Source organism: Pseudomonas sp. TE3910, assembly GCF_056279025.1.
On record NZ_JBWBQN010000001.1, the window covers coordinates 2,417,355 to 2,430,050 of the forward strand.

Below are 12,696 nucleotides of genomic sequence, written 5' to 3' on the forward strand. Positions count from 1 at the left end.
CGCAATATTTTACATCTGTAAACGCACCTTCAGCGCCTGAACATATTCACGCCACGTACCGAGCAATCCACGCTGCTGCTCCGTTGCCTGAGCCCAACAGCCCTCCAGCGCCTGTTCGAAGGCGGGCAGCGTGTTGGGCGCGCCCATGGCCTCGTCCGTCAAACGCTGTCGACAGAACTCGACCCAACGTTGATGCTCTTCAGCACTCAAGGTCTCAGGAAAGTTTCGGGCACGATAACGGAACAACAGCTCCGGTAAGCGTTCGTCATCAAACATCCATTGCCCGCTCACCAATTGTTGTGGATCAACACTGCGCACCTGCTCGCACAAGCGACGATCACGCTCGCCTAAAAAACCCTCGTACAGTTGCTGTTCGGGGTCTTCACAGGACGAAAATTCCTCGGAGGCATAAACCGTTTTCAACTTATCTTGAACAATCGCCTGATGACCTTGCAGCTCAGCAGCCCTGTCGTGATACAGCTGCATATCCAGCGCCAAGCGCTGCTGATCTTCATTGCGCAATACCGACAACGGTGCAATCACCGGGCAACGATTTATGTGAATCAACTTCAAGGGTACCGGTAGCTGCCCCTCGGCTAACGACTCACGGCGCGTGTATAAATGCTGGCGTATTACCTCGGCCTCTTCCTCCAGCAAAGGCTGGGGATCCAGGTGCAGGTCACAGACAATCAGTGCATTGCGATTACGTGGGTGCCACGCTAAAGGCAACACCACACCCAGATAATTACGCGCGGCGGAAAAGCGACCGGAGATATGTACAACGGGCTGCATCAATCGAATATGGTCGAGTACTTTCTGCTTGCTACGCAGTTGAAACAGCCAGTCGTATAGCTTCGGTTGTTTTTGTCTGATCAACCTTGCCATCGCAATAGTGGCACGCACGTCGGACAACGCCTCATGCGCCTGGCCGTGATCGATACCATTGGCGGCAGTCAGCAGTTCGAGCTTCAGGCTGATGCGTCCGTCCTGCTCAGGCCAATTGATGCCATCCGGGCGTAAAGCGCAGGCGGCCCGTACCGTGTCGATCAGGTCCCAACGGCTATTGCCACCTTGCCACTCTCGGGCATAGGGGTCGAAAAAGTTACGGTAAAGGCTGTAACGCGTGACCTCGTCGTCAAAACGCAAGGTGTTGTAACCCGCACCACAGGTACCTGGGCGCGCCAGCTCGGCATGAATGCGCGTCATGAATTCAGCTTCGCCAAGGCCATGATCGGCCAAGTGCTGCGGCGTAATGCCAGTGATCAGGCACGCCGCTGGGTGCGGCAAAATATCGTCACTGGGTCGACAGTAGAGGTTGACCGGCGCCTCGATCTCGTTGAGCTCAAGGTCAGTGCGCACACCGGCAACCTGCAACGGGCGATCGCTACGGGGGTTGATGCCGGTGGTTTCGTAGTCGTGCCAGAAGATGCTGGAGCTCACGGGAATTCCCTGATCAGAAAATCCCCCGAGTCTACCTCAAGCCGAGGCGCTCAATGGGTAGAAGCTGAAGTAGTTGCGCAGGGCAAGCACCAGGTGATCATACTCACGAGGAGGGTGCAGCAGCATGAAGCCAGAGTCGTAGTGGCCTGGCGTCTGGTCCTCATGGCACCAGAGGCAACTGGCCGTCAGATTGATCAGGTGCTGGGCACCGTCAATGCCGGGCAAACGGATCTGCAACTCGAAATCCGGTCCCACCAGCAGAGGCAGCTGGCTGATCAGCATCAGGCCGTCTTCCGACACATTACCCAAGTAACCAATAGGCTGATCGGTAAGGCGGTTGAAGACTTTGAGGAAATAAGGGAGCTGGTGTCGCTCGATATGGCGCTCGGTAAACATGGTTCGAACCACTGTCGGAAACCCTTGAGCAGGGTCGCGCTAGTACTGCCGATGGGGAGGCGCTTGCCTATGACAAGACTAGCGCAACATACCCCATACGTCACAATCGAACCCTAGTACTTTCGCACTAGCGCCAGGAGGTAACCGCTGCCGGGCGGGTAATCGCCTCCTCACCTGCGCGGTAGTGGCCAAGGCGTTCCAGCGTCTGCAAACGTGCCCGGGCACGGAACGCATATTCGTTCTGTGGGTAACGCTGAATGATGTACTGGTAAGTCTGTACCGCGTCCGGGTAGAGCTTCTGGCGCTCCAGGCATTGCCCCCCGCAGCATCGCGACTTCCGGCTGTACGAACGGCCGGGCTCGGCTGGTACGGTCGACCTGGGACAGCTCGAGCATCACCCGCTCGCAGTTACCCCGATCATAGGCACGGTAGGCATTATTCAAATGGTGGTCCATCGACCAGCGGGTACAGCCGACGACACTGGTCGCCAAGGCTAAGACTATCAAGGCTCGCATGGGGGATTCTCCTGTGATGTGCAGTGTATCGGCTTTTGGCCGCAAATCTGAAGACGAGCCACCCGACACACGTCCTACGGTTCAAACGACCTGCACTCCGCCTGCAAGGTAGTACACAGGAACAATGACTACAGGCTTTTTCAGGAGTAGCCTTTCGCAGCGCTTCACTAAAGGAGTCTGTGCATGACCATCCGCCGTACCAAAATTGTCGCCACCCTCGGCCCCGCCAGTAATTCACCGGAAGTTATCGAGCAACTGATCCTCGCCGGTCTGGATGTCGCGCGCCTGAACTTCTCTCATGGCAGCCCCGCAGAGCACAAGGCTCGCGCCCAGCTGATCCGTGAAATCGCCGCCCGCCTCGGCCGCCATGTGGCCCTGCTCGGCGACCTGCAAGGCCCTAAAATTCGTATCGCCAAGTTCGCCAACAAGCGGATCGAACTCAAGGTCGGCGATCGCTTCACCTTCTCCACGGCTCACCCACTGACCGAGGGCAACCAGGACATCGTCGGTATCGACTACCCGGACCTGGTCAAGGACTGTGGCGTCGGCGATGAACTGCTGCTCGACGACGGCCGCGTGGTCATGCGTGTCGAAACCGCTACCGAGGATGCGCTGCACTGTTCCGTGCTGATCGGCGGCCCACTGTCTGACCACAAGGGCATCAACCGCAGAGGCGGTGGCCTGACCGCCCCGGCCCTGACCGAGAAAGACAAAGCCGACATCAAGTTGGCTGCCGAGATGGACCTGGACTACCTGGCCGTGTCCTTCCCGCGTGACGCCAGCGATATGCAGTATGCCCGTCGCCTGCGTGACGAAGCCGGCGGCAAGGCCTGGCTGGTGGCAAAAATCGAACGTGCCGAAGCCGTTGCCGACGATGAAACCCTCGACGGCCTGATCGCCGCCAGTGACGCGGTCATGGTGGCACGGGGTGACCTGGGCGTGGAAATCGGCGACGCCGAACTGATCGCGATCCAGAAGAAGATCATTCAGCACGCCCGCCGCAACAACAAGGCCGTGATCGTCGCCACCCAGATGATGGAGTCGATGATCCAGAACCCGATGCCGACCCGTGCCGAAGTGTCCGACGTCGCCAACGCCGTACTGGACAACACTGACGCAGTGATGCTTTCGGCAGAAAGTGCTGCCGGTGCCTATCCGGTCGAAGCCGTCCAGGCCATGGCACGCATCTGCCTAGGCGCGGAAAAACACCCGACCAGCCAGAAGTCCAGCCACCGCCTGCACACCCGCTTTGAGCGCTGCGACGAAAGCATCGCCCTGGCGGCCATGTACACGGCAAACCACTTCCCGGGTGTCAAGGCGATCATCGCCCTCACCGAAAGTGGCTACACCCCACTGATCATGTCGCGCCTGCGCTCCTCGGTGCCGATCTTTGCCTTCTCGCCACACCGTGCCACCCAGGCTCGTGCCTCGATGTTCCGTGGCGTGTACCCGGTAGCGTTCGACCCAGCAGCCCTGCCAGCGGACAAAGTCAGCCAGGCCGCGGTTGACGAGTTGATCCAGCGTGGCGTGGTTGAGCAAGGCGACTGGGTCATCCTGACCAAGGGTGACAGCTACCACACCATCGGTGGCACCAATGGCATGAAGATCCTGCACGTCGGCGACCCGATCGTCTAAGGTCAAGCCAGCCCATCAAAAGCCCTGCAGTAGACACTGCGGGGCTTTTTTGTTTTTGCGCTCCACACGCCCTTCTGCACCTGCGCCACGCTGCCTGCACCAACACTTTCGGAATCGCCCTACATCAATCCCAAAGCATCTTTGCTAGCGTTCGACGCTTTGCGGTCAGTGCCTCACTGACAAGCACTGCCCCCAACAACAAGGAGCGCATGGAATGAGCGCCGAAAAGAAAGCCTATGTCTGCCAGCTGGCCAATGCTGAGCGGGACGCCAGGGCTCACCCTCATGTCGACATCAATAGCCCGGTCGAGCTTTGCCAAGCCTCGCAGCCCGAGATATTCGTCGTCCCGGTGCGCTACGCCTTGGCCGAAGAGTGGGCCCGCCACCCGTGCTGTGATCCTGGGGTTGTGCCGCAAAGCCATGCCATGGCGGCGCGCCGTCTGCGTTGCGGTTACCTCTACCTGTGGCACCACGAAGGCCCGCTCAAGCGCTATGCGGTGGCCGACAACGGCCTGCTGCTGGAACAGGCGCTCCACGACGCGCCTGGCCGTGTGGCCAATGGCACCCGCGTCGGCCTGGCGCTGGATAAACACCACGATGCCTGGATGAGCTTCACCGAACACCCCATCGGGCCTGAACAGTGTGCCCGGCTGAGTGAACGCAAGGTGCGCGACCGGCACATGCGTCACGTGGACTTGCGCCAGGTGGCCGACACCCTTCAGGCGCCACATTGCCCGCCCTGGGAACACGCCGACCAGGTGCTCGCCGAGCTACTGCCCGAGAGTTACCTGCGGGCATTGGCCATTGAGCATCAGCGCACGGAGTACGCGCAGCACGCCGAAATCCTCGGCGATCAGATGATCGCGGCACCCACACCAGCCAGCATCAAGGCCTACACCGATGCCATGTACCACAACCAGGAGCGGGCCAAGGCGGCGGAGCAGTACGCCGAAGTGAGCGCCGACACCCCGCCCACCGGTGAATGGAGCGCCGAGCGCTGGGACGCCCTGCAGGTCAAGGACTGGCTGGCGACCATCCACGCTCAGGCCCGGGCCCTGTACCGCGTGTTCGCCTGCCTGGACGATGAGTTGGGCGTGCTGCGCGACATCAACCATGAGCAGGAGCAGGTGCAAACCCGCCATGAACAGTGGACCCAGGACAACACCCTGCGCCTGAGCGTGGGGGGCTTTGTTCGCAGCCTGATCACCGAGGATGCCGCGGAAGTGGCGGGCCGGCTGAGTTACGTTTACCACAAGAGCAACTACAGCGGCCCGGGCCGTGAAATCGAGTTCAGCACCGAGCAGGGCGACATCCTGCTCAAGGCTCACCGGCGCCTCGACGAGTTGTTCAAGGAAGAGGCGCGGATCAACCAGCAGCGCGGGATGACCTACAGCCATCGGCAAGCCGATGAAATGCTCTGGGTGGTGCGCGAGCAGATCGCCGAGGCCACCGCCCCGGTGCGCGCCTTCATCCCGATTGACCTGTACAACGAAGTCGAAGCCCTGGTTCGCCAGTACCGCGCCGACAAAGTCACCAATCTGGCCCAAAGAGCGGGCGCCCGAGTCGAGGAATACATCGACCTGCCGGCCCTGAACACCTGGCTCGACCACACCGCACCGGCTCACTACGCGCAGGTCAACGAGCGCCATACGCTGCTGTATGCCGACCGCGAGCTGTATTTAAAGCGTCACCACCGTGCGACCTGGTGGGTCGATTACGACGATAACGGCACCCGCACCTGGCTCGACCGCCTGGCCACTGCCTGCCTCAGCGCCCAGTGCCTGCACGACAAAGGCGCCGAGCAATACGCCGACTATGTCCGCAGCCCCGACCCCGGTGTGCTGCGCCAGCTGTTCTTCGCCTGGAGCCCAAGCCTGGAAGCGGCGCTGAACAGTGCCACACGCCACAGCGAGATCCTCGGCGCCCTGGCCCAGGAAAACCGCAGCAACGCCTATGAAGCACTGGCCAAGGCCCTGGCGCCGCTGAGCCGGGCAGTCCTGGATGATATCGGTGCGCGGGCCAGTAACCCGCATGGCGAGTGGAACACCCTGGTCAAACGCCTCGGCGCGGCCTTGCTGCGGCTCAGGGGCGAGGAAGCCATGGCCCTGAGCCCGACTTGGAACAGCCTGCTGGTGGCGATCAAGCTGGGCACGGGGGCCGGGGCGCGCTGGGGCATCGAAGCTGGCAAACCGGTACTGCGCCTGTTTGGCGACTCGGCCGAGGAACTGTGGCGCTGGGCCCAGTCGACCGGGCGGGCCATTGGCCTGGGGCAACCGGCGGGCATCTTCAACAGCAAGGTGGTGCAAAACAGCGGCGGCTTGATCGCCCTGATGGTGCTCCTGCTCAACAGCTGGAATGCCAATAGCTACCTGAGCCAAGCCAGTGCGCTGGAGGGGATGGACAATCAGCGGATCAACGACACGATTTCCGCGACGCTGTACGCCGGGGCGGCGTTGACGGCGGTGGTGGATATGCAGATTCGGAAGGGGTTGGGGGTTAAGGAGTTCAACCTGCGCTTATCATCTGCGCCGACGCTGACGCTATTTGGTGGTGTTATTGGTGGGTTGTCTGCAACTGCTGCACTCAAAGAGTTCAAGTCGCTGCAAATCCAGTTGGAAAATTCCCAAGGTTCTGTAGATCCATGGCTGGATATGCGCCACTCCGTTGTCGGCGCTCAAGTGGCGGCTTTTGGCGCGCAGGCTCTACTGGGTATTACTTACACCGCGCGGGCCATTTTTGGCATCATGACCGTCGATGCCGCAATTGCAGGTTTTTCACTCTGGATGGGGCCGGTCACGATCCTGATCGCCGGGCTGGGCGTGCTGTACCTGATCGCCTGGTTTTTCCAGCAAAAGCCCTTGCAGGCCTTTCTCGCCAACTGCTGCTGGTCCAAACGGCGGGCGCGCGACCTGGGGCCCGTTTCGCCCGAGGCGCAGCAGCAGGAGTTCGCCCAGCTGTACGGCATCCTGTATGCGCCGAAGGTCAGTGTTGAAGTGCTCAACACGCTGACCTATTCAGCCCATCCCCACATTAAACGCAGCCTCTCGGTCATCAGAAGCCTGACACTCGACCTGCCGGGTGCGGAACCCCACAGTACCTACCTGGCGCTGGCCATGATCGGTGACCCGGTCGATCGCGATACCTGGGATATGCAACTGGAGATGAACCCGCTCAGCACAGCGGCACCGCCGCGCTTATGGTGCGATGTCGGTAAGTACTGGCTGACGGAAAGCCGGTGCAGTTGGATACCCCACAAGGAGGGGCAAGGCCTGCGTTTGTGTGGTGAGTTTCGCCTGTCGAACAACCTCAGTTCGCACCCCGCCAACGTTTCACTGCGTGTGTACTACCGGACACCACTGATCTCGCTGCTCGGCGAGGGTGCCTTTGTCGGCGGCGAACGGGGCATGGCCTTTACCATCACCCACAAAGATGGCGTCATCGCCCTGCGTGACGATCCTACTCCCGGTTTGGACAGTGCTCGGCATTACCTGTTGAGTGACCAGCAGCAATGCTCGCGCTACCTGCAGCCGACGTGGCGAAAATGAGTAGACCTGCAGCCGGTACAACCCAAAAACGCCTGTTCTCACAACGTGACTACCTGGCCCCCCTGCCGATCCCGACCGGTGAACAGCCGGCGGATGTGCTCAACACCATCTGGCGCAAGAATGAGGTGTATCTCGATATTGGGAGCTACAGCATTGGCTCAGGGGTAATGGTGTTGTGGCCTCTCGTGATGATGTTTCTAGCCCTCGCTTACTTTTTGAATGATGCAGATATTTTTTGGCTTGGCGTCTGTATCACAGGTATTCCGCTGCTCATCTTGATTCAAAGCCTATTCCGCCCAGCCCCCTTGCCGTTACGCTTCAATCGCCAACGCCGCGAGGTCTGCGTCCCTCGCGAAGACGGTGAGTACTGGATTGTGCCGTGGGAATCGGTGACCGCAGCAGCCGTCCAGCATTCGACCGTCAGCCAAGGGGGCCGAATGGAAATGGGGTTGTTATTCATCGGCTTTGACAACCCCGATCCCAATGCACAGCAAGGCAACCAGCATTTCAGCCTGGGTTTCAACTGCGGCGGTGGTACCACGGCGATGGCCTTGTGGGAGTGCATGCGCAGTTACATGGAGGTCGGGCCGCAGGCCGTTGTTGACCGTACCGCTCGGTTTCATCGCCCCAAGGGTATCCTGGCAACATACATCGACGACTGTTTTGAGGCCGCACAGCGCAAGGGCTGGTTCTTGACGCTGCTGTGGGAAGGTTTTTTCGGCCTGTTTATTTTCAACACACTGCTGATTGATGTGTTGGAACGCTGGAAGCTCTCACCCCCGCCGGACCTGCCTTACCCCGAAATCTGCGAATGGTCAAAACCCTTGCCGCCCGAGCAGTGGGCCAAGCGCTCACCTGAACTGGAAGCAGCCATCGCTGAGCGTGAGGCGGAGCTGGTGGCATTGGCACACACGGGTCAGGCGAGCTAGCTGCCAGGTTTAGTAGCCCCCAGAGGCTTCAGGCGTGGTCGGTAAAGGTATCCGCCAATACCTGATTGCGCGGCACGCCGGCCAGGAACAGTCGACGGGCGAACTGCTCCACGCTAGTCGGCGCGCCGCAAACCAACGCCAGGGTTTGCCGTGACGGTGGGCGCAATGCCGCCAGCGCAGCGGGTAGCTGCTCTGGGGTGATCAATTCCACCTGCAGTAATGGGTGTTCCCGCGCCAGCGCCTGCAACGGCGCCGCCAAGTAGTGCGCGTGCGGGTCGGGCGCCAGGTGCAAGAGCCGAATCGTCCCTCGGTGGCCCTGACGCAAGGCTTCGCGCAAGATGCCCCAGAGCGGCGCCAGGCCCGTGCCGGCGGCCAACAGCCATAGCGGGCGCTCTTGCCAGTCGGCGTCATAGTGCAGCGCCCCGCCACGCAATTCCCCCAGGCGCAGCATTTCACCCACGTGCAGTTGTCGAGCCGCATCGCAAAACAGCCCAGGCCGACGACAGTCGATATGAAACTCCAGAAAGCCCTCTTCGCCCGGCAGGCTCGCCAACGAGTAGGGCCGAGCAACACCTGCGGCCGTCCACAACACCAGGTGCTGGCCGGCTTGGTAACGCAACGGTTTAAGCGGCACAACACGCAGGCGCAACACCTCAGGGGCGAGCCAGTCGAGAGCCACGATTTCAGCGGGCACACCATCCTCAAGAGGATCAAAACGCGCAATGCGCAGGTCCTGGTCCACCCGACACTGGCAGGCCAACCGCCAGCCGTCCTGACGCTTTTCCTCGGCCAGCGCAGTAGGATTGGTATCGGTCGGCACACCTTCCAGGCAGTGCACCAGGCAGGCATGGCAACTGCCGGCTCGGCAGCTGTAGGGGATGGCCATACCGGCGTCATTCAAGGCATCAAGCAAGTTGCTACCGGCCGCCACAGTCCAGCAGTGCTCCCCCACGTGCAGTTCAGGCATCGGCATACTCCCAAGCCGGCAGGCAACGATTGCGACCGCCATGCTTGGCACGATAGAGGGCTTGGTCGGCGCGGTGCAAGGCCGCGTCCAGATCATCATCTTTGGTGAGCAAGGTCATGCCCGCCGACAAGCTCAAATGCGAGCCTGGCAACACGACTGCTGCCAGCTCAGCCTCGGCAAAGGCTCGGCGCAGGCGCTCGCAACACACCGACAGTTGCTGGGCACTGCAGTGGGGCAGGAGCAACACAAACTCTTCGCCGCCGTAACGCGCCACAATGTCGGTTTCACGCAAACACGCCCGGGCAATATGGGCAAATGCCTGAAGGACCTGGTCGCCGACCGCATGCCCGTACACATCGTTGATACGCTTGAAATGATCAAGGTCGATCAGCGCCAGACCATGTTGGCCACCCGTCTCCATGCGACCCAGCTCCTGCTCGGCCAGACGCAGAAAATGTCGGCGATTGAACAGACCGGTCAGCTCGTCAGTGGCCACCAACTCCTCCAGTTGACGCATCATGCCGCGCAAGGTGTCCTGATGGGCTTGAAGGGCGAAGCGATGCTTGCGTATGCGTTGCCGCGAGGCTTGTACATAGCGGGCATACAGGCACAACCAGACCAGCACCACGAGCAACGCACTGCCTTGCAGCAACGCAAGCGATGGGTTGGCCATCCGGCCGGTGAAGCCCTCCCAGCCATTGAGGACAAGGAAGCAGCCAAACACCAGCGCGGCGCAGCGGACAAATGCACAACCACGCAAATGGAACAGGCCAAACATCAAGATCAATGGATAGACCACCATAAAGGTTCCGCGCGCCTGCCCCAGGTGGGCCAACAACCAGGTCAACCCGATCAACGCCAGGACGATTTGCAGCTCGGTAAGGCTAGGGTCCTTGAAGCGCAAGTTGATCCCGCTGAGAAAAACCAGGCCCAGTAGCACTTGGGTCAACAACATCAAGCCACTGCCTGCCACCAACAACCCCGGTGGCGCAAGGAAATGACCGCACAGAAATGCCACCCAGGCCAGCACCACAACCAGCGAGTAGGTGCTGACAGCCAGGAGGAAACGCTTGATGAGAAGCTTCTGCAGCGCTGTTTCGGTCACAAATGACTCACCGTGCTGCCATTGATGGCGACAAGTTGAAAGATGGCTAGGTGCCACTTTAGGCGCTGAACACAACAATTGCCATGTTTGCACTGACGTACCACGCAAAATCGATGCCTGTCTGCTGCCGACCTTTGTTGCACGACACAAACGTGTATCGACTGCCGATGCACGCTATACTGCGGCGCCTTTTTTGCGTCGCCAGCTCCAGTCGGCGCGCCTTGAAAGTCGTTTCGACAGCCCGTTTGCGTCGAAACTCCTTATTGAATGTTCCCGTCTTTAAGAGGAGCGCGCTGCATGACCGTGATCAAGCAAGACGACCTGATTCAGAGCGTTGCCGACGCCCTGCAGTTCATTTCCTATTACCACCCCGTGGACTTCATCCAGGCGATGCACGAGGCCTACCTGCGCGAAGAGTCGCCGGCAGCCCGTGACTCCATCGCCCAGATCCTGATCAACTCGCGCATGTGCGCCACAGGCCACCGGCCAATTTGCCAGGACACCGGCATCGTCACCGTATTTGTGCGCGTCGGTATGGACGTGCGCTGGGATGGCGCCACCATGAGCCTGGACGACATGATCAACGAAGGCGTCCGTCGCGCCTACAACCTGCCGGAGAACGTCCTGCGTGCTTCGATCCTGGCCGACCCGGCTGGTGCTCGCAAGAACACCAAGGACAACACCCCGGCGGTGATTCACTACTCCATCGTTCCCGGCAACACCGTGGAAGTGGATGTGGCAGCCAAGGGCGGCGGCTCCGAGAACAAATCGAAGATGGCGATGCTCAACCCGTCCGACTCGATCGTTGACTGGGTGCTGAAGACCGTTCCGACCATGGGTGCTGGCTGGTGCCCACCTGGCATGCTCGGCATTGGCATCGGCGGTACCGCCGAGAAAGCTGCGGTCATGGCCAAGGAAGTACTGATGGAGTCCATCGACATCCATGAGCTCAAAGCCCGCGGCCCGCAGAACCGTATCGAGGAACTGCGCCTGGAACTGTTCGAGAAGGTCAACCAACTGGGCATCGGTGCCCAGGGCCTTGGCGGCCTGACCACTGTACTCGACGTCAAGATCATGGATTACCCGACCCACGCCGCGTCGCTGCCGGTGTGCATGATCCCGAACTGCGCCGCAACCCGTCACGCGCACTTCGTGCTCGACGGCTCGGGCCCGGCAGAGCTGGAAGCGCCGTCGCTGGACGCCTACCCGGAAATCGTCTGGGAAGCCGGCCCATCGGCTCGCCGTGTCGACCTCGACACCCTGACCCCGGAAGACGTTCAAAGCTGGAAGCCGGGCGAAACCATCCTGCTCAACGGCAAGATGCTCACCGGTCGCGACGCTGCGCACAAGCGCATGGTCGAGATGCTGAACAAGGGTGAGGCGCTGCCAGTAGACCTCAAGGGCCGTTTCATCTACTACGTAGGCCCAGTCGACCCGGTTGGTGACGAAGTCGTTGGCCCAGCCGGCCCGACCACCGCGACGCGGATGGACAAGTTCACCCGTCAGATCCTTGAGCAAACCGGCCTGTTGGGCATGATCGGCAAGTCCGAGCGCGGCCCGACTGCAATCGAGGCGATCAAGGACAACAAGGCTGTCTACCTGATGGCGGTCGGCGGCGCGGCTTACCTGGTCGCCCAGGCGATCAAGAAGTCCAAGGTGCTGGCCTTCGCCGAACTGGGCATGGAAGCGATCTACGAGTTCGAGGTCAAGGACATGCCTGTTACCGTTGCGGTCGACAGCAAAGGTGAGTCGGTTCACATCACCGGTCCAGCGATCTGGCAACACAAGATCGCCGAGAGCCTGGCAGTAGAAGTGAAGTAACCTGCACGGCGATGAGGCCCAGCCGGGTCTCATCGCCGCAGCGTTTTATCCCACGACGCGCAACGACACCGGCTGCGCTACCTGACGCTGGCTCAGGTAACGAATGCAGCTCACCCGCAGGAACGAGGCGAAATTCACGACCTCGCCGCGGTATGCCATCACTTCTTCATACAACTTCGTGATCAACTGGTTGACGGTCATCCCATCGACCTCGGCGATCTCCTGCAACACATCCCAACACTGGTTCTCAAGCCGCACCGTGGTCACGACCCCGCGAATGCGCAAAGAGCGGCTGCGCGACTCATACAGGATGGGATCGGCCTTCACGTAGAGCTCGCACATAC

9 protein-coding genes and 1 pseudogene are annotated in these 12,696 nt (G+C 60.7%); 4 read left to right on the forward strand and 6 right to left on the reverse strand.

Going from position 1 to position 12,696, the window contains the following annotated elements; all coding sequences use genetic code 11:
* Nucleotides 1-9: 9 nt before the first annotated feature.
* From sbcB to ACZ9H3_RS10945, 3 genes and pseudogenes are all read right to left on the reverse strand, one after another.
* Nucleotides 10-1,440 (reverse strand): exodeoxyribonuclease I, encoded by a 1,431-nt coding sequence (sbcB, locus tag ACZ9H3_RS10935; RefSeq protein ID WP_099775680.1) that lies wholly within the window; start codon nucleotides 1,438-1,440, stop codon nucleotides 10-12.
* Between the two features lie 36 nt (nucleotides 1,441-1,476).
* Nucleotides 1,477-1,836 (reverse strand): PilZ domain-containing protein, encoded by a 360-nt coding sequence (locus tag ACZ9H3_RS10940; RefSeq protein WP_065761855.1) that lies wholly within the window; start codon nucleotides 1,834-1,836, stop codon nucleotides 1,477-1,479.
* A 127-nt stretch (nucleotides 1,837-1,963) separates the two neighbouring features.
* Nucleotides 1,964-2,351: pseudogene (locus ACZ9H3_RS10945) on the reverse strand (tetratricopeptide repeat protein).
* A 183-nt stretch (nucleotides 2,352-2,534) separates the two neighbouring features.
* Between ACZ9H3_RS10945 and pyk the strand changes: the two are divergent.
* From pyk to ACZ9H3_RS10960, 3 genes are all read left to right on the forward strand, one after another.
* A complete protein-coding gene (gene pyk / locus ACZ9H3_RS10950) occupies nucleotides 2,535-3,986 on the forward strand; it encodes a pyruvate kinase (RefSeq protein WP_065761857.1) in 1,452 nt (483 codons plus the stop codon).
* 214 nt (nucleotides 3,987-4,200) lie between these two features.
* Nucleotides 4,201-7,530, forward strand: coding sequence for a toxin VasX (locus ACZ9H3_RS10955; protein ID WP_476220739.1), 3,330 nt, complete (start codon nucleotides 4,201-4,203; stop codon nucleotides 7,528-7,530).
* Nucleotides 7,527-8,459 (forward strand): hypothetical protein, encoded by a 933-nt coding sequence (locus tag ACZ9H3_RS10960; protein WP_476220741.1) that lies wholly within the window; start codon nucleotides 7,527-7,529, stop codon nucleotides 8,457-8,459. Before ACZ9H3_RS10955 ends, ACZ9H3_RS10960 begins: the two co-directional genes overlap by 4 nt.
* 28 nt (nucleotides 8,460-8,487) lie before the next feature.
* Here ACZ9H3_RS10960 and ACZ9H3_RS10965 read toward each other — a convergent pair whose 3' ends face one another.
* Both ACZ9H3_RS10965 and ACZ9H3_RS10970 read right to left on the reverse strand, forming a co-directional pair.
* Nucleotides 8,488-9,426: an iron-sulfur-binding ferredoxin reductase gene (locus ACZ9H3_RS10965; protein WP_476220743.1), complete on the reverse strand. Its 939-nt coding sequence runs from the start codon at nucleotides 9,424-9,426 to the stop codon at nucleotides 8,488-8,490.
* The gene (locus ACZ9H3_RS10970) at nucleotides 9,419-10,531 is read right to left on the reverse strand and encodes a GGDEF domain-containing protein (protein WP_099775682.1); all 1,113 of its coding nucleotides are present in this window, start codon (nucleotides 10,529-10,531) and stop codon (nucleotides 9,419-9,421) included. The genes ACZ9H3_RS10965 and ACZ9H3_RS10970 overlap by 8 nt, the downstream gene beginning before the upstream one ends.
* Before the next feature lie 297 nt (nucleotides 10,532-10,828).
* Between ACZ9H3_RS10970 and ACZ9H3_RS10975 the strand changes: the two genes are divergently transcribed.
* A complete protein-coding gene (locus tag ACZ9H3_RS10975) occupies nucleotides 10,829-12,352 on the forward strand; it encodes a fumarate hydratase (RefSeq protein WP_099775683.1) in 1,524 nt (507 codons plus the stop codon).
* Between the two features lie 45 nt (nucleotides 12,353-12,397).
* Here the strand turns inward: ACZ9H3_RS10975 and ACZ9H3_RS10980 are convergent, their stop codons facing one another.
* A complete protein-coding gene (locus tag ACZ9H3_RS10980) occupies nucleotides 12,398-12,694 on the reverse strand; it encodes a ribbon-helix-helix domain-containing protein (protein WP_099775684.1) in 297 nt (98 codons plus the stop codon).
* Nucleotides 12,695-12,696 lie beyond the last annotated feature (2 nt).

Excerpts from the sequence above, each read along its gene's own strand:
- ACZ9H3_RS10960 (WP_476220741.1), top strand. The coding sequence starts at position 7,527 with ATGAGTAGACCTGCAGCCGGTACAACCCAAAAACGCCTGTTCTCACAA.
- pyk (WP_065761857.1), top strand. The coding sequence starts at position 2,535 with ATGACCATCCGCCGTACCAAAATTGTCGCCACCCTCGGCCCCGCCAGT.
- ACZ9H3_RS10965 (WP_476220743.1), bottom strand. The coding sequence starts at position 9,426 with ATGCCTGAACTGCACGTGGGGGAGCACTGCTGGACTGTGGCGGCCGGT.
- ACZ9H3_RS10940 (WP_065761855.1), bottom strand. The coding sequence starts at position 1,836 with ATGTTTACCGAGCGCCATATCGAGCGACACCAGCTCCCTTATTTCCTC.
- ACZ9H3_RS10975 (WP_099775683.1), top strand. The coding sequence starts at position 10,829 with ATGACCGTGATCAAGCAAGACGACCTGATTCAGAGCGTTGCCGACGCC.
- ACZ9H3_RS10980 (WP_099775684.1), bottom strand. The coding sequence starts at position 12,694 with ATGTGCGAGCTCTACGTGAAGGCCGATCCCATCCTGTATGAGTCGCGC.
- ACZ9H3_RS10955 (WP_476220739.1), top strand. The coding sequence starts at position 4,201 with ATGAGCGCCGAAAAGAAAGCCTATGTCTGCCAGCTGGCCAATGCTGAG.